This is a genomic window from Streptomyces sp. NPDC002588 (assembly GCF_040295925.1).
GTDB lineage: Bacteria > Actinomycetota > Actinomycetes > Streptomycetales > Streptomycetaceae > Streptomyces.
Genome location: NZ_JBEOWF010000051.1, coordinates 28192 through 43551, shown reverse-complemented (window position 1 = coordinate 43551; position 15360 = coordinate 28192). Strand labels below are relative to the sequence as shown.

General features: G+C 69.6%; 18 protein-coding genes. 11 read left to right on the top strand and 7 right to left on the bottom strand.

From position 1 onward, the window contains the following. Positions 1-18: 18 nt before the first annotated feature. Entirely contained in the window at positions 19-1305 is a 1287-nt protein-coding gene (locus ABT057_RS40705; protein ID WP_352348983.1) for a DUF4437 domain-containing protein, read from the bottom strand. 206 nt (positions 1306-1511) lie between these two features. On the opposite strand from ABT057_RS40705, the gene ABT057_RS40700 reads away from it, so the two are divergent. Next, entirely contained in the window at positions 1512-3065 is a 1554-nt protein-coding gene (locus ABT057_RS40700) for a class I adenylate-forming enzyme family protein (protein WP_352348982.1), read from the top strand. Between the two features lie 183 nt (positions 3066-3248). Here ABT057_RS40700 and ABT057_RS40695 read toward each other — a convergent pair whose 3' ends face one another. Together ABT057_RS40695 and ABT057_RS40690 are read right to left on the bottom strand one after the other, a co-directional pair. Further along, positions 3249-4001 carry a PIG-L deacetylase family protein gene (locus ABT057_RS40695; protein ID WP_352348981.1) on the bottom strand — a complete coding sequence of 251 codons (753 nt, stop codon included), beginning with the start codon at positions 3999-4001 and terminating at the stop codon, positions 3249-3251. Positions 4002-4088: 87 nt separating this feature from the next. Next, positions 4089-4790: a biliverdin-producing heme oxygenase gene (locus ABT057_RS40690; RefSeq protein ID WP_352348980.1), complete on the bottom strand. Its 702-nt coding sequence runs from the start codon at positions 4788-4790 to the stop codon at positions 4089-4091. A gap of 597 nt (positions 4791-5387) precedes the next feature. On the opposite strand from ABT057_RS40690, the gene ABT057_RS40685 reads away from it, so the two are divergent. The 7 genes from ABT057_RS40685 to ABT057_RS40655 all read left to right on the top strand — a co-directional run bounded on the left by ABT057_RS40685 (position 5388) and on the right by ABT057_RS40655 (position 10540). Continuing rightward, positions 5388-6998: an MFS transporter gene (locus ABT057_RS40685; RefSeq protein WP_352349017.1), complete on the top strand. Its 1611-nt coding sequence runs from the start codon at positions 5388-5390 to the stop codon at positions 6996-6998. A gap of 49 nt (positions 6999-7047) precedes the next feature. Further along, positions 7048-7479, top strand: coding sequence for a hypothetical protein (locus ABT057_RS40680; RefSeq protein WP_352349016.1), 432 nt, complete (start codon positions 7048-7050; stop codon positions 7477-7479). A 91-nt stretch (positions 7480-7570) separates the two neighbouring features. Beyond that, entirely contained in the window at positions 7571-7768 is a 198-nt protein-coding gene (locus ABT057_RS40675) for a DUF8691 family protein (RefSeq protein WP_352348979.1), read from the top strand. Positions 7769-7952: 184 nt separating this feature from the next. After that, positions 7953-8633: an HdeD family acid-resistance protein gene (locus ABT057_RS40670; RefSeq protein WP_352348978.1), complete on the top strand. Its 681-nt coding sequence runs from the start codon at positions 7953-7955 to the stop codon at positions 8631-8633. A 138-nt stretch (positions 8634-8771) separates the two neighbouring features. After that, complete coding sequence (locus ABT057_RS40665; protein WP_352348977.1) at positions 8772-9215, top strand: SHOCT domain-containing protein; 444 nt, start codon at positions 8772-8774, stop codon at positions 9213-9215. Positions 9216-9246: 31 nt separating this feature from the next. Continuing rightward, positions 9247-9660, top strand: a complete 414-nt coding sequence (locus ABT057_RS40660) for a DUF7144 family membrane protein (RefSeq protein ID WP_352348976.1) — start codon at positions 9247-9249, stop codon at positions 9658-9660. A gap of 31 nt (positions 9661-9691) precedes the next feature. Further along, positions 9692-10540 (top strand): class II glutamine amidotransferase, encoded by an 849-nt coding sequence (locus tag ABT057_RS40655; protein ID WP_352348975.1) that lies wholly within the window; start codon positions 9692-9694, stop codon positions 10538-10540. Positions 10541-10567: 27 nt separating this feature from the next. On the opposite strand, the gene ABT057_RS40650 is transcribed toward ABT057_RS40655, so the two are convergent. The 3 genes from ABT057_RS40650 to ABT057_RS40640 form a co-directional block, all read right to left on the bottom strand. Continuing rightward, entirely contained in the window at positions 10568-11383 is an 816-nt protein-coding gene (locus ABT057_RS40650) for an SDR family NAD(P)-dependent oxidoreductase (RefSeq protein ID WP_352348974.1), read from the bottom strand. Positions 11384-11423: 40 nt separating this feature from the next. Then, complete coding sequence (locus ABT057_RS40645) at positions 11424-12176, bottom strand: class I SAM-dependent methyltransferase (protein WP_352348973.1); 753 nt, start codon at positions 12174-12176, stop codon at positions 11424-11426. A gap of 117 nt (positions 12177-12293) precedes the next feature. Further along, positions 12294-13145, bottom strand: a complete 852-nt coding sequence (locus tag ABT057_RS40640) for a helix-turn-helix domain-containing protein (RefSeq protein WP_352348972.1) — start codon at positions 13143-13145, stop codon at positions 12294-12296. Between ABT057_RS40640 and ABT057_RS40635 the strand changes: the two genes are divergently transcribed. Continuing rightward, positions 13144-13653 (top strand): amidase family protein, encoded by a 510-nt coding sequence (locus ABT057_RS40635; RefSeq protein WP_352348971.1) that lies wholly within the window; start codon positions 13144-13146, stop codon positions 13651-13653. The two genes, ABT057_RS40640 and ABT057_RS40635, sit on opposite strands and share 2 nt — an antisense overlap. A gap of 31 nt (positions 13654-13684) precedes the next feature. Here the strand turns inward: ABT057_RS40635 and ABT057_RS40630 are convergent, their stop codons facing one another. Continuing rightward, a complete protein-coding gene (locus ABT057_RS40630; RefSeq protein ID WP_352349015.1) occupies positions 13685-14299 on the bottom strand; it encodes a DinB family protein in 615 nt (204 codons plus the stop codon). Between the two features lie 248 nt (positions 14300-14547). Here ABT057_RS40630 and ABT057_RS40625 point away from each other — a divergent pair, with 248 nt between their 5' ends. Together ABT057_RS40625 and ABT057_RS40620 are read left to right on the top strand one after the other, a co-directional pair. Then, positions 14548-15018, top strand: coding sequence for a TnsA-like heteromeric transposase endonuclease subunit (locus ABT057_RS40625; RefSeq protein ID WP_352348970.1), 471 nt, complete (start codon positions 14548-14550; stop codon positions 15016-15018). A gap of 28 nt (positions 15019-15046) precedes the next feature. Beyond that, positions 15047-15307, top strand: a complete 261-nt coding sequence (locus ABT057_RS40620) for a hypothetical protein (protein ID WP_352348969.1) — start codon at positions 15047-15049, stop codon at positions 15305-15307. Positions 15308-15360: the final 53 nt, after the last annotated feature.

Here is a 15360-nt window from a genome sequence, read left to right as displayed (position 1 = left end):
CCGGCGACGGGCCGGCGCCTACATCCCGTCGCCGTCCCACCGGCCGCGCGAGCGGCTGCGAACGGGCAGCGACGAGATGATGGGTCCCGGAATGGCGTCCCCCTCCTTCCACGGCCGCCCCCGGCCCCAGTTGTGCGCGTGGGCGTCCGTCCGCTGGTCCGGATGCTCCAGCGTCGCGAAGTCGGCACCCCAGTCCACCGCGCGCGGCTCGTGGCCGTGCCGATGCTCTTCGTCGTGGTCATGCCCATCGTCGTGCCCGTGCCCGTGCCCGTGCCCGTGCCCATGGTCGTGCCCGTGCCCATCGTCGTGGCCACCCTGGAGCCGCGCGATGTCCAGCGCCTTCGCGATCGCTGTCAGGCTCGGGTCGGTGCCCTGGCCGTGCGGTATGTAGTCACCGTCGTTCGCGCCCGTTTCCCGCTGGTACTCCAGGGCCCGACGCAGGGTCCGCAGGTCTTCCGCGCTGCGGCGGGTGGGCCGGTCGGCCAGGTCGTGCGAGGACTGAGACCATCGCATACCGCCGCCCTCGCCGTAGTTGATCGCCTCGCCGCCCCAACGGAGCCACTCGTTCTGGGTGTACCAGTTGCGCAGTTCTCCGTCGGAGCGCAGCAGCCAGGTGGCACCGCCCTCCATCGAGGTGAAGTGCCCGTGCTTGACCCGGGCGGGCCGGAAGAAGTAAGTGCCCAGGTCCAGGGTCCCGAAGTTGTACTCCATCAGTCCCTGTGTCGTGTACGCCTCCTCGTAGCACGGGTGATGGGCCAGCCGGTGATCGGCCCAGCCCTCCTGGGCGTGCACCAGCCGGGTGTAGAAACCGGTGATCGGGTCGATGTGCAGGTACTTGATGAACAGTCCCGGCATGGGTCCCGCGTTGGGCACCGCATCCCAGTTCATCGCCTCGCTGTCGAGGACGATGACGTCCTCCCGCGCACCGTCCCACCGCGGTGCGGCCGGCGAGTCGACGCGGTCGAACCCGGCGTCGCCGTATTCCCGGTAGTGCAGGATCCGAGAGCCTTCGCGGAAGGTGATCGCGCCGGCGGGTACGCCCTTGGGCACGTAGACGTAGGCACCCTTGCCCATCTCGCGGCCGTCGTAGGTCATGGAGCCGGAGAGCACGTAGTACTCGGTGTCGGCGTGGTGGATGCCGGGACCGCGTCCCCAGTCGGTGTGGAAGTCGATCCGTAACGAGGAGGAGCCGTCCTCCTCGTCGACCGACAGGCGGCGTTCGTCGGCTCGTCCCTCGCCGCCGACGAGTTCCGCACTGTGCCAGACGTAGTCGTCTTCCTGGATCAGTTCCACATGGGGGCGCATGGGGACCTCTTTCGCAAGGCAGGTATTCCATTGACCAGACAAATGTTTCTGCTTTACGAAAGATCATCGTTTCTCATCGGACTCATAAGGTCAACCCCGGCGGTCATCTCGCAGCAGATCAACAACCACAATGCAACAGTCGAATTGACAGTGGAGTTTTCTGTGTGCTGATTATTCCGCTCCGATAACACAGGAGGAAATGCATCATGGTCCTGCTGCCCGGGGGCGCGGCGATCACCATTGCCGATGGCATCCGCGAATACGCCAAGGCGACGCCGAGTGCGGTCGCCGTCATCGACGGCGACCGCACGCTGTGCTTCGCGGCTCTCGACGAACGGGCCAGCCGGCTCGCGAACACCCTTCTCGGCGCCGGTCTGCGTCGCGGCGAACGTGTGGGCGTCCTGCTGGGCAACCGGCTGGAATACCCGGAGATCGCCTGCGGTATCGCCAAGGCCGGACTCGTGATGGTGCCGTTGAACCCGCGACTCACCGCCGTCGAGAGCGCGTTCATCCTGGGCCACTCCGACTGCCGCGCCCTCGTCCTCGACAACGGCCTGGCCGACACGGCCGCGGCCGCCGTCGCGGACCTCGGCATCAGGACGGTGCTCTGCATCGACGGCGACAGCCTCGGTCCGGAGTACGAGGCCGTGCTCGACCGGGCTCCGGGGCGGGATCCGGCCGTCGCCGTGCGGGAGTCCGATCCCTTCTGCATCGCGTACACCTCCGGCACGACGGGCGCCCCGAAGGGGGTCGTCATCAGCCACCGTTCGCGGGCCCTGACGTTCTACTGCTCCGCGCTGGAATGGGGTTTGGCCAACGGACGGACCTCCATCGCGGTCGCACCGATGTACCACGGCGCGGGCTTCGCATTCGGGTACGCGCCGGTCCACACCGGCGGCACCGTGGTGATGCTCCGCAAGTGGGACCCGGCGGAACTGCCGGCACTGGTGCAGCGGCACCGGGCGCAGTCGCTGTTTCTCGTCCCGACCCACGCTCACACGCTGCGGGCGCTCGGGGACAGGGCGTTGGGGCGCCACGATCTCAGCAGTCTCGACACGCTGTTCTTCAACGCGGCAGCCCTGCCCCGGCAGCTCAAGGAGTGGGTGATGGCCACATTCCCGCACACGGGAGTGCACGAGGTGTACGGCTCGACCGAGGCCGGCGTCGTGACCGATCTGCGTCCGGCGGACATGCGGCGCAAGCCGGGCTCGGTGGGCCACCCCTGGTACATGACGGAACTGCGTGTGGTGGATCCCGGCGGGGCTCCGGTCGCCCCGGGCGAGCCCGGGGAACTGTTCAGCCGCTCGCCGTTCCTCATGAACGGTTACCACCGCAACCCCGAGGCGACGGCGGCCTGTACGACCGACGACGGGTATCTGAGCAGTGGTGACATCGCCACCGTCGACGAAGAAGGCTACGTCTATATCGTCGACCGCAAGACGGACATGGTCGTCACCGGCGGCGTGAATGTCTATCCGCGGGAGGTCGAAGACGTGCTGCTGGCGCACCCGGCCGTCGCGGACGTCGCCGTCACCGGAGTCTCCTCGGAGCGGTGGGGCGAGGAGATCGCGGCCTGGGTGGTTCCGCTGCCGCACCGGCGGATCGAACCGGAGGACCTGGCGGCACACTGTCGGCAGCGGCTCGCCGGCTTCAAGACACCGAAGCAGTGGCGCGTGGTGAAGGAGTTGCCCCGTAACGCGGCCGGCAAGGTTCTCAAGCGCGAACTGCGCCGGCAGGGCTCCGGGGCCGGTGCCCAGTGAGACGGAGCCCCCGGAACATGGCTGACGCCGGCGTCCGCCGGTATCCGTCCGAAGCCCCGTTCCTGGCCATGGGCCGCATCAGCGGTCACCCGGGCGACCGGCCGCGGAGTCGAGCGCCCTCACCGCCACACCGGCTCTGACCAGCAGTCATGGCAAACTGCGGCGGGGTTGTCGGGCGTCGGATCACACACCGTCCTGGTCTGGCCACCCCATCCGGAACACCTCGAAGCCGACAGCGAACCTGCTTCCCAGCCGCGTGCCCGCCATCCGGGCGATCGACTCCAGGAACTCGTCAGGGTCCGGGAAGCCGGGACCCAGACCCGCGAGGTAAGCCGCATGCGCCTGCAACGACGCCACACCCGCGGCAAGGTGCTCGTCGACGTTCACGGCGTGCGTCGGCGTCGGTGAGCCGGCGATCAGGACGTACTTCACGCCGTTCCACGGTTCCAGGCCGGCATCGAGCAGATCCGTGAACACCCATCGGTTGCCGGCGTCGCGGACGGCGTCGATCACCGCGCGTCCCGTGGCGATGTGATCGGCCTGGTTCAGCATCCCGCCGGCGTACGTCTCCCGATGGTTGCCCGTGATCACGACGTCGGGACGGTACCGGCGGATCGCCCCGGCGAACGCGCGGCGCAACGGCAGCCCGTACTCGACGACACCGTCCGGGAAACCGAGGAAGTCGACGTCCGACACCCCGACGAGCTTGCATGAATCTCGCTGCTCGGCCTCACGCAGCGGCCCTGCCTCAGTCGTTCGCATGCCGTCGATCCCCGCCTCGCCACTCGTGGCGAGCACGTATGCCACCCGCTTCCCCTGAGACGTCCATCGAGCCACCGCGGACGATGCCCCGTACTCCATGTCGTCGGGATGGGCGACGATCGCGAGCGCGGACGACCAGTCCTCGTCCAGGTGGGGAAGTCGCGGTTCACTCATGGCCGGAGGCAGACGCCGTCGAACGGACCACTGCCGTACCGCAACCGCGCCGCCTGAGCGGGACGACGCCGATGTCCTCGGGTAATTTCATGATGCGGTTCTGCCCTTCTGGTTCTTGTCGAGCAGGTGACGCGGCAGGCCGCGCCCCAACTCGGCAAGGACCTTCATGTTCACGCGGTAGGCGAGAAGCACCTCGCCGATCACCTTCTGCCGCGTCTCATCCGACCACTCCACCGCGTCGAGGAGAAGACGGTAGTCGGCCTTGAACGCCCTGACGTCCTCGATCTCCGGGATCTCCGGGAACAGGTAGAACGCCACGCCCGTGCCGTTGGCGAGCCGGTCGGGGAACGCGCGCTCCAGCGACGCTCTGATGACCTGGCCGCCCGACAGGTCGCCGAGGTAGCGGGTGTAACTGTGCGCGATGTACCCGCCCGGCCAGTCGAAGCAGACCTCGCGTAAACGCGCGACGTACTCCTTGGTGGCCTCGAGCGGCTCGATCTGGTCGCGCCAGGCCGCACCGAGCAAGTACTCCAAGTCTTCTTCGAGCGCTTCGGTGCGCATGAGGGAGTCGAAGACGAACTTGCCGCCGACCGGGTCGTCGCGCATGGCTTCGGCGGCTTCCTCCAGTGCGACGTACACGAAGTAGTACTGCGCAAGCAAGGAGGCGTGAGCGGAGATGTCGAGCTTTCCGGCGAGCATGGCCCGCATGTACTCGGTGTGCTCGGCCTTCTCGTGGTCGTCCCATGTGACGCTCTTGAGTGCCTCGGAGAACCTGGCGCTGGTTGACATGGTTGTGACGGACATCGGATCGCTTTCCCCCGGGATCGGATCAGGGCGTACACGCGGACAGAGAAACGCGAATTCCATTTCGAAAGAGAAACGGGACGACCTCACGCGTCGTCCCAGAAGAGTCAACCAGTGCCTCGTTGCTCGCTTGTTGTCTGGTGCTGCCCCGTGCTCCGGACTCACGATGCTGTCGCCGCACGGGGCGCGACGAATACCGGAATCGGTGCCCAGATGATCTGCCGGATCTGCCCTCAAGACTCGCCGGTGGTGCCCCTCCCGGTTCGGGAAAAGGATCTCACCCTGTCGTTTGACATCCGGCACTGAACGGGCGCTGTTTCAGGGGTGGGCGAATATTTGGACCTCGCGCTCCAAAACGTTCGAACAGGGAGATGACGGCGTGGCCGCATGCCCGCCGGGACGGTCCGTGTCTTCAAGGGCGCGGACGGGCTGCACTAGGGCCGCGCGGCAGCAGACTCGCCCATGGCGGGTGAGGCACCGGACGGGCTTCTGAGCTGCGATGGAGGGGGCGGCCGGTCGGTGGCGGTCGCCGCGCGGGTGACGCCCGACGGCGTCCCGGGCCGACTCGGCGAGGTGGACGACGTGAAGCACTGGCGGGCATTGATCGTCCTGGGCACCGCCCAGTTCCTGATGGTTCTGGACACGTCCGTCATGAACGTCTCCATCAGCCGGCTGGTCGAGGACTTCGACACGGAGGTGACCGCCATCCAGGCCGTCATCACGCTGTACGCGCTGGTCATGGCGGCCTTCATGATCGTGGGAGGCCGGTTGGGCGACATCCTCGGACGGCGCCGGATGTTCCTCCTGGGACTCGTCGTCTACGGCACCGGATCGGCCCTGACCGCCGCGGCGCCCACCCTCTGGGTCCTCGCCGTGGGCTGGTCGGTGATCGAGGGGCTGGGCGCCGCGATGGTGCTGCCGGCGATGGCGGCCCTCGTCGCCGCCGCCTACCGGGGGCGGGACAGGGCCGTCGCGTACGGCGTCATCGGCGGGCTCGCGGGTGCGGGCATCGCCGTCGGCCCGCTGCTGGGCGGCTGGGTGACGACGTATCTCACCTGGCGGCTGGTGTTCGCCGGTGAGGTCGTGGTCGTCCTGGCGATCCTCGCCTGCCGCCGGGTGATCACAGAGGCTCCGCGGACCGGGCCGCGCCCCCGCCTGGACGGTGTCGGCGCCGCACTCTCGGCGGCCGGGCTGGGGCTCGGCGTGCTCGGCGTGCTGCAGAGCGGCACCTGGGGCTGGGTGCAGCCGCGCAACCCGCCGTTCACCGTCCTGGGCTTCGCGCCGACGCTGTTCGTGATCGGTGCCGGTGCGGCCGTGCTGGCCGGGTTCGTGCGCTGGGAGCGGCACCGGGAGGAGCGGCACGTCGACCCGCTGGTGCATCTGGAGCTGTTGCGCAGGCCCGCCCTGCGCTCCGGACTCATGTGCCTGCTGAGCCAGAACCTCATCCTCCTCGGTCTGTTCTTCACGATCCCGCTCTACTTGCAGGTGGTGCAGGGCTTCGACGCCTTCGAGACGGGGCTGCGGCTGCTGCCCGTGTCCGTCACCATGCTCGCCACGTCCATGCTCGCCGCCCGGCTGGGACGGGCGGCAGGACCGCGCCGGGTGGTCCGGCTGGCCCTGCTGATCCTGGCCGCCGCCGTGGTGTGGCTGCTGGCCACCATCGATCCGGTCATCGACGACGCCCAGTTCGCCTGTGCCATGGCCGTGCTCGGCGTGGGCGTGGGCCTGCTCGCCTCGCAGCTCGGCAACGTCGTCCAGTCCAGCGTGGGCGAGGAGGAGCGCAGCGAGGTCGGCGGGCTGCAGTTCACCGCCCAGAACCTGGGCTCCGCGCTGGGCACCGCCCTCATCGGGTCGCTGCTCGTCGGAGCCCTCGCCCAGGCCTTCACCACCCAGGTGGAGGACCATCCGAAGCTGTCGGAGGAGACCAAGCAGCAGACGAGCGTCGCCCTCGAGGCCGGCATCGGCTTCGTCGCGACCGACCAGGTGCGCTCGGCGGCCGAACAGGCCGGTCTGCCGCCGGCCGAGGTCGACGCGCTCACGGACTCCTACGCCTCGGCGCAGCTGGACGGGCTGAAGGCGGCGATCCTCGCCACCGGGGCGATCACGCTCGCCAGTCTGCTGGTCACCTCGCATCTGCCGACCCGGCCGGCCGCCAGGGAGGCCGGGTCGGCGAGGGACCACAGCCGTGTCTGAGGCGCGGCGAGTGCCGCGGACCGACTACACCGGTGGGGTCTACGGCTCGATGCTCGCCGCGTCCGTCGTTCTCGGCGCCGGTTCGGTCGGGGATCTCCCGCGGGTGGAGCTGGTGGTGCTGCTGTTGCTCACCGGTCTGGTGTTCTGGATCGCGCATGTGCACGCCCAGCTGTTCGGGGCGCGGCTGGCCCAGCTGAGGTTCGACCGCAGGGTCGTCCTGCACGTGGCGCGGGAGGAGTGGCCGATCGTCAATGCCGCCGTGCCGCCGGCGCTCGCCGTCGCCGTCAGTCCCCTGCTCGGCCTCGACGTGTCGGGGGCGCTCTGGCTCGCGCTCGCCGTCGCGGTCGCCGGCCAGGTGGGCTGGTCGGCGGCCGCGGCGCGCGGGGCCGGTGCCTCGTGGGGGCTGGTGACCGTCAGCGCCTCCGTGAACCTGGTGCTCGGTCTGCCGATCATCGTGTGCAAGCTGCTGCTGACACATTGACCCCTTATCACCTGCAACGGGTGAGGCCGGTGCGGGCGGCGCGGCGGAGGATCACAACGAAGTGAGCGCCCGCCGGGAAAGTGAGCGACTCATGCGCTACGAGATCCGTGTCGACGGACAGCTGTCGGAGACGTTGGCCAAGGTGTTCCCGGAACTGGAGCACGTGGTGATGTCCGGGCAGACCGTCCTGTTCGGGCACGTCATCGACGAGGCGCACCTGTACGGCCTGCTGGCCCGCTGCCAGTCGCTCGGGCTGCGCGTCCTGGAGATGCGCCAACTCCCGGAATGACCTGCCCCGCCGGCCTGCCCCCGCCCGCCTCAGAGGCTCTCGGCGCGGCCGCGGGGTGCCCGGATCACCCGCGGCGGGTGACCCGGCGGCCGGGGCGCGGGCGGCAGGCTGGCCTGGTGAGGTCACCACACAGCGCCCCGCCGGCGGTCCGCTCACGGCCCGCCGGATCACGCGAGGAGGAGCCATGACCGTGCCGCGTGATCCGGACCCGCCCACGGGACCGGAACACACCCCTCACGGGGCGGCCGCCGGGACGGCGTACGTCCCCGGCGCCGCCGACCCCGCCGACGTCCTGGCGGCCCTCGGGCGGTCCTGGACCTGGCTGCTCGGGTCGGCCGTCGCCACCCTCGTGCCGGGTGTCCTGGTGCTGGTCTGGCCGGACGAGACCCTGCACGTCCTGGCGGTCCTCATCGGCCTGTACCTGCTCGTGACCGGCATGTTCCGGTTCGTCGCGGTGTTCGCCCGGGAAGGCCACGGAGAACGGCTGCCCGGGCTGCTGCTGGCGGTGCTGTACGTCCTGGCCGGCGTGCTCTGTCTGCGCAACCCCCTCCAGACCATCGCCGCGCTCTCGCTGATCGTCGGGGTGGTCTGGCTGGTGTCCGGGATCCTCACCCTCTACACCGCCCTCGCCGCCCGGGACCTGCCGCACCGCGGATTCGTCCTGGGCGGGGCGCTGCTCGCGATCGTCGCGGGCGTCGTGGTGCTGGCCCTGCCCACCGAGTCGGCGCGGGCCCTGACCCGGCTGCTCGGGCTGTGGCTGGTCCTGCTCGGCCTGGTCGAGGTGGTGCTCGCCCTCGCCTGGCGGGCCGCACTGCGCAGAGCGGGCGTCCCCACGGGCGGGCACGGCCCTGCCCAGAGCGGCTGAGACATGCAGGCCACGCGCTCAGGACGCCGTGCGCCGGTCTCACCCCCCTCGGGTGAGGCGCGTTCCACTTGCCGTGCGCACGCTGAAGACGGCACGGAACGGCCGGCGGGCGCCGGTCGCGCGGAACGGAGGAAAGACATGACTGGACCGACGTACCTCGCGTACGACTATCCGCTGCTGAGCGCCTTCTGGACGATGCTCTGGTTCTTCCTGTGGATCGTGTGGTTCGTCCTGCTGTTCCGGGTCGTCCTGGACATCTTCCGCGACGACGACCTCAGCGGCTGGGCCAAGACCGGCTGGCTGGTGTTCTGCGTCGTGCTGCCGTTCCTGGGCGTGTTCGTCTACGTCATCGCCCGGGGCAAGAACATGGGCCGCCGCGAGATCGACCAGGCGCGGGCACAGCAGAAGGAGTTCGACGACTACATCCGGGAGACCGCGAAGGGGCAGGCCGGGCCGACCAGCAGCGTCGACGAACTGGCCAGGCTGTCCGAGATCAAGGCCCGGGGGGACCTCACGGACGAGGAGTACGACCGTGCCAAGCAACTGGTCCTGAGCGGCCACGGCACGACCGGACACCACTGAGCGCGACAACGACACCGAAACGAGGCCTGCCATGACGACGAACCCCACGCGCGCGCACGCCACCAGGCGGCACTGGGCCGAGGGCCTGACGGCCTTCGCCGCAGTCATCCTCATGATCGCCGGAGTGCTCGACATCTTCCGCGGGATCATGGGGATCGCCGAGGACGACATCTTCGTCTCCACCCGCAACTACGTCTTCCAGTACGACCTCACCGGCTGGGGCTGGGTCCACCTGATCCTGGGCGCGGTCGCGGTGATCGTCAGCCTGGGTCTGTTCCAGACGGCGACCTGGGCCCGCGTCGGGGGAGTGGTGATCGCCGCCCTCATCATCATCGCCAACTTCCTCTCCCTGCCGTACTACCCGGTGTGGTCCGTGGTGATGATCGCGTTCTCCGCGTTCATCATCTGGGCCCTCTGCGTCGTACGGTCCGACAGGTCTGCGTGACGCCCGACCACGACCAGGAAGGGGACGGACGATGTGCCGATGGCTGGCCTACTCGGGAACCCCCGTACTCCTCGACACGATCCTCTACCGACCGCAGCACTCGCTGATCGACCAGAGCCTGCACGCCAGGATGGGCGTCGAGACGACCAACGGCGACGGCTTCGGCGTCGGCTGGTACGAGACCGACCCGGACGACCCGGACGCCGTCACCCCGGCGATCTTCCGGGACACCGGTCCGGCGTGGAGCAACCGCAACCTGCGCGAGCTCGCCCGCCATGTCCGCTCCCCGCTGTTCTTCGCCCACATCCGGGCCACGACCGGCACCCCGGTGCAGCAGACCAACTGCCACCCCTTCCGGCACGGCCGCTGGATGTGGATGCACAACGGGGCGATCAACGGGTTCGACCGGATGCGGCGCGACCTCGTCCTGGCCATCGACCCGGATCTCTTCTCCGCCATGGAGGGGTCGACGGACTCCGAGACGATGTTCTACCTGGCGCTCACCTTCGGACTGGAGGAGGATCCGCCGGCCGCCGTCGAACGGATGGCGGGCTTCGTGGAACGTACCGGGCACGAGCACGGTGTGGAGTTCCCCCTGCAGATGACGGTCGCCGTCACCGACGGACGGGGACTGTGGGGCTTCCGCTACTCGAGCCAGAAGGCGTCACGGTCGCTCTACTACAGCACCCGGGTGGACACCCTGCGCCAGCTCCACCCCGAAATCGAGTTCCTGCGCGGGGTCTCCGACGAGACGCGCCTGGTCGTCTCCGAACCCCTGGGTGACCTGCCCGGCGCCTGGAACGAGGTGCCCGAGGGCAGCTACGGCGTCGTCGAGCCGGGCGGGGACCACCTGCGGTCCTTCACTCCGCAGGCGGCATAGCCCGTTCGCCGGCCCGTCCGCCGGGCCTCAGTGGACGGAGAACCCGCCGTCCACGAAGAGGGCCTGTCCGGTGACGTACGAGGAGGCGCTGCTCGCCAGGAACACCGCCGCGCCGGCGAAGTCCTCCGCCAATCCGTTTCGTCCGACCATGGTGCGGGCGGCCAGCGCCGCCACCCGCTCCGGGTCGGACGACAGGCGTGCGTTGAGCGGGGTCATGACGAAGCCGGGCACCAGCGTGTTGCAGGTGACGCCGTGCGGCGACCACGCCTCGGCCTGGGAGCGGGCCAGCGACTCCAGCGCCCCCTTCGACACGCCGTAGGCGCCGCTCTGGACGAACGCCCGGTGCGCCTGCTGGGAGCTGATGTGGATGATCCGGCCGAAGCCCCGCTCGGCCATGCCGGGACCGAAGCGCAGGCCCAGCAGATAGGGCGCCTCCAGGTTCACCGCCATCGTGGCGTCCCACACGTCGTCGCCCAGCTCGCCCATCGGCGGCCGCACGTTGATCCCGGCGCTGTTGACGAGGACGTCGGGCTCGCCGAACACCCCGGCCGACTCCTCGGCCGCCGCGCGCACCCCGTCACGGGTGCTCAGATCGGCGCTCACCCAGGCCGCCCGGCAGCCGTCCGCGACCAGTTCGTCGACCGCCGCGGACAGCTCCGCCTCCTTGCGCGCCACGATCACCACGCTCGCCCCCGCCCGGGCGAGGGCCCCGGCGATCGCCCGGCCGATGCCGGAACTGCCGCCCGTCACCACGGCGACCCGGTCCGCCAGTGAGAACAGTTCGGAGAGGTAGGGCTGCGGGGTGGCGTGCGGGGTGGTTTGCCGGCTGCTCTGCGATGTCATGTCCGCACCCTAGACGGGGGGACATGCGCACCGCGTCGGCTCACAGCTGCTGCTTGACGGCGTGCAGCAGTGTGACGCCGAGCCACGGGCCGCCGTACCAGTATCCGGGGCCGAGTCCGCGCAGCGTGCCCTGCCCGATGTGCGCGGCGTACTGCCTGGCCATCGGCCAGAAGTCGGCGACGAGCAACCGGCCGCCCGGCCGCAGCACCCGCATGGCCTCGTCCACCGCGCGGTGTCTCCCCTCGGGCGACGGGATGTTGTGGATGGCCAGCGCGCTCGTCACGACGTCGAAGGAGTCGTCCGCGAACGGCAACGCGGTCATGTCGGCCGTGTGCACGTCCACCCGGTCGGCGACCCCGGCCGCGGCGGCGTTGGCGAGCGTGACTTCGGGCCGGTTGCCGTTCTGGTCCGTTGCGGACCACAGGTCCACACCCACGGCGTGCCCCGTCGGCAGCCGCCTGGCCGCCTCGATCAGCACCGCCCCGCGACCGCAGCCCAGGTCCAGCAGCTCCTCGTCGCCCTTCAGGCCGGCCCGGTCCAGCTCCCGTCTCCAGATGCGCAGCTTGCCGTGCAGTGTGGTGTGCAGGTAGATGCCGGTGTGGGCGAGCAGTGCCGCCCCCGCGGTCGCCAGCGGGTTCCGTACCAGCCGCCACCGGCCGGCGGCCAGGCAGCAGGCCGTGCCGACGGCGCCGAGTGCCGCCGCGAACGCCGGAGCGTCAACGCCGTACCGCGGCCACCGAACGCGCGGCAATGGGGAGTCATCACGGTTCTTGGACATACGCGTCGTGGACATACGCGCAGTGTCACGAGCTCGGCCGACGGGCGTCTTGGAGAAATGTTCCCCCGTGGCCGACCGCCGCCACCGGCCGCGCGTCCGCCGGGCGCAGACCGTCGGGTGCAGACCGTCGGGTCATGTCTCGGCCAGGTACGCGGGGGCGGCCCACGCCACGTCGTCGACCGCGAGCCACGGCGCGACCGCGACGGCCGTGGGGGTCACACCGGCGAACGCCATGACCTCCCGATGGAGATGGGACTGGTCGACGTAGCCGATCTCCGCCGCGACCCGTGCGGCGCTGTGACCCGCGGCCAGCCGGTGGGCCGCGTGGTCGAAACGGACAAGCTGCGCGGCACGCTTGGGGGTGAGACCGATCTGGGCCCGGAATCGGGACCACAGACGCTTACGGCTCCAGCCGACCTCGGCCGCCAGCCGCTCGATCCGCACCCCTCCCAGGTTCGTCACCATCCGCCCCCACACGAGGGCGACCTCGGGATCGATCGCCCGGCCCGCCTCGTGTCGTCGGACGAGTGCCGCCTCCACGATCGCGAACCGGTCGTCCCATGACCCTGCGGCGCGCAGTCGTTCCTGGGTTCGCGTGGCGTCGCGGCCCCAGAGGTCGTCGAGAGAGACCACCGTTCCGCCCAGCTCCGAAGAGACGCCGAGCACCGCGTGCGCGACCGGCGGCGCCAGCCGCACCTCCAGGCACTCGATGTCATGGCCGCGCCCCCGAACACCGCTGGGCACGAGTCCGACGACGACACTGCCGTTGTGCCGGCGGCCGCTGGTGTCGTCGACGGCGAGCGGGCCGTCGCCGAGGTCCACGACCACCGTGACAGCCGCATACGGGACCACGTCCAGGTCGACGAAGTCCGTGGTACGGGCGCGGAATCCGGCCATGTCGACCCCTGGCAGCAGGCCGGGCCGCGAGGGGGTGGCGATGTCCCACATCGCCCCGGCGTCATGAGCCGACTCGGCGGATCGCATGGCGCCAAGCTACGCGAATCGTTTCACGACCGTCTGGAACATCGGCGGCAGCGGGATCCCGCTCGTGGACCCGGACCGGGTCGAGCCCCACGACCGTGCCCTGCGTGCTGCGGCACGATCGATCGACTCGTGGTCCTACGCGGAAGGGGTGCGGAAGACCCAGCAGTTGTCGCGGAGCATCGTCGAGGGCTTCCTCGCCGGCTTCGACCTGCTGGTCACGCCCACGATGGCGTGCCTCCCGCCGTTCGTCGGCGCCTGCCGGGCGGGCACCGACGACGATCCTCTGGCCGCGCTGCGGAACAGCTACCCGATGGGGGTGTTCACGTCGGTGTTCAACGTGACGGGCCAGCCGGCGGTCTCCCTCCCCGTCCACCACGACGACGCCACCGGCCTGCCGGTCGGCGTCCAGATCGTCGCCGCACCCTGGCGGGATGACCTCCTGCTCCAGGTGTCCCGCACCCTCGAACTCGCACACCCCTGGACCGATCGCCGCCCACCCGTCAGCTGAGCACGGAGGTGTCCTGTCCCGACGAAGTCCTTCAAAGCGTGGTGTCGTGGGAACCAGTGTGATCGGGCTCGGCGGCGGCCGCTTCGGCGGCTCGCTCGATCTTCGCGCACTGGGCTTCCCAGAAGGCCGCGTCGCGATGCGGTGTCGCGTACTGGGCTGTTGTGCCTGTCGACCCGTCGAGTTGTTCGCGCAGGATGTCGGCGTGTCCGACGTGCCGGCTTGTCTCGGTGAGCATATGGACCAGGACGTTGAACAGCTTCACGTCGGGGCGTGGCCACCAGGGCACGTGGCCTGGAGAGTCGACGGCGAGGGCGGTGATGGTCGCGTCCGAGTGTTCCCAGGCGCGACGGTAACGGTCGACGACCTCGCCGCGCGTCTCGTGCTCGGTCGCCCACATGTCGGCGCCGTCTTCCCCGGCATCGTCCCACCGGGGCAGAGGCTCGGGGAACGGCCGGCCGAAGACCTCGCCGAAGTACCTGGACTCCAGAATCGACAGGTGCTTGACCAGGCCGAGAAGGTTGGTGCCCGTCGAGGTCAGAGGGCGGCGGATGTCGTACTCGCCGAGCCCGTCGAGCTTCCAGAGCATCGCCTCGCGTATCTCTCGGAGATCACTGTGCAGGTACTCCTTCGCGAAGTCATCGATCACGGGCATGAGCCTGTCATGCGCCCTCGGCGGGCTCAACCTGCGGCCACCACTGCTGCGTGCCCGAGGGCATCCGCCGACGTGCCGCCCGGTCGTCGCGCAGTCGTGCGAGAGAACAACTCGATCGAGTGAGACAGGGCAGAAGTGACCTGTCTCAGCGAAGATTCCGCGAATCTCAGCGAAGTTGCTGAAGCGCTCGTTAGTCTCACCGAAGGTTGAGGATCTGCTCGGCCTGCCGGGTTGGGGGTGCGGTGGAGGCGCTGTCGCGTGCGTATGGCGATGAAGCGTTAACAGCGTTTGAGCTGGACTTTCTCAGTAACGGTGAGCGTCGCAGGCACCCTCTGGGGGCGAGTTGGCAGGTTCCGTTCGAGGCAGTCGAACCTGTCCGGCCGTTCCGCTGGGACAAGGGAACGCCGGGTTTCGCAGGCTGGTACTACTCGGCGACCGTGCGGGATCACGTGGGCTATGAGTCCTGGCTCGAGCGAGACCGGTTGATCCTGCTCGATAGAGATCCGCAGGTCAGGGCGATATTGGCGCAGCCGTTCTGGCTGCACTGGCACGACGGCGAACGGCGTCGCCGCCACGCCCCTGACTACTTTGTCCGGTTGGCTACAGGGCAGGCGCGGATCGTGGATGTCCGTGCTGAGGACGATATGGATGAGGGCACGTGGGAGGCCTTCGTGGCGACTCAGCGAGCCTGCTCTGCGGTGGGCTGGGATTGAGTGGGCGGGCCGTCCCGAGCCGATTTTCATGGCGAACGTTCGGTGGCTGGCGCGGTATCGCCGGGCACGCTGCGGTCGACCGGGGGCGGTAGTCGAGCGACTTCTGGAGGTCTTCAGCCAACCGAAGAGTCTGTGGGACGGGGCTGAGCTGGTCGGCGACCGGATCCAGGTGTTGCCGGTGCTGTTCCACCTGTTGTGGTTGGGGAAGCTGAAGGTGGATCTCTCGGAAGGGTTGCTGGAGACCGGAAGCCTGGTCTGGACGGAGGGGCGGCGGCAATGGGCCGACTGAGGCGGCCGCCAATCCTGGCAGTTGGAGAGCGGGTTCGGTTCGACGGGCAGGTC

Coding starts and splice junctions, on each gene's coding strand:
- ABT057_RS40705 (WP_352348983.1), bottom strand. CDS start 1,305: ATGCGCCCCCATGTGGAACTGATCCAGGAAGACGACTACGTCTGGCAC.
- ABT057_RS40700 (WP_352348982.1), top strand. CDS start 1,512: ATGGTCCTGCTGCCCGGGGGCGCGGCGATCACCATTGCCGATGGCATC.
- ABT057_RS40695 (WP_352348981.1), bottom strand. CDS start 4,001: ATGAGTGAACCGCGACTTCCCCACCTGGACGAGGACTGGTCGTCCGCG.
- ABT057_RS40690 (WP_352348980.1), bottom strand. CDS start 4,790: ATGTCAACCAGCGCCAGGTTCTCCGAGGCACTCAAGAGCGTCACATGG.
- ABT057_RS40680 (WP_352349016.1), top strand. CDS start 7,048: ATGCTCGCCGCGTCCGTCGTTCTCGGCGCCGGTTCGGTCGGGGATCTC.
- ABT057_RS40675 (WP_352348979.1), top strand. CDS start 7,571: ATGCGCTACGAGATCCGTGTCGACGGACAGCTGTCGGAGACGTTGGCC.
- ABT057_RS40670 (WP_352348978.1), top strand. CDS start 7,953: ATGACCGTGCCGCGTGATCCGGACCCGCCCACGGGACCGGAACACACC.
- ABT057_RS40665 (WP_352348977.1), top strand. CDS start 8,772: ATGACTGGACCGACGTACCTCGCGTACGACTATCCGCTGCTGAGCGCC.
- ABT057_RS40660 (WP_352348976.1), top strand. CDS start 9,247: ATGACGACGAACCCCACGCGCGCGCACGCCACCAGGCGGCACTGGGCC.
- ABT057_RS40655 (WP_352348975.1), top strand. CDS start 9,692: ATGTGCCGATGGCTGGCCTACTCGGGAACCCCCGTACTCCTCGACACG.
- ABT057_RS40650 (WP_352348974.1), bottom strand. CDS start 11,383: ATGACATCGCAGAGCAGCCGGCAAACCACCCCGCACGCCACCCCGCAG.
- ABT057_RS40645 (WP_352348973.1), bottom strand. CDS start 12,176: ATGTCCACGACGCGTATGTCCAAGAACCGTGATGACTCCCCATTGCCG.
- ABT057_RS40635 (WP_352348971.1), top strand. CDS start 13,144: ATGGCGCCAAGCTACGCGAATCGTTTCACGACCGTCTGGAACATCGGC.
- ABT057_RS40640 (WP_352348972.1), bottom strand. CDS start 13,145: ATGCGATCCGCCGAGTCGGCTCATGACGCCGGGGCGATGTGGGACATC.
- ABT057_RS40620 (WP_352348969.1), top strand. CDS start 15,047: ATGGCGAACGTTCGGTGGCTGGCGCGGTATCGCCGGGCACGCTGCGGT.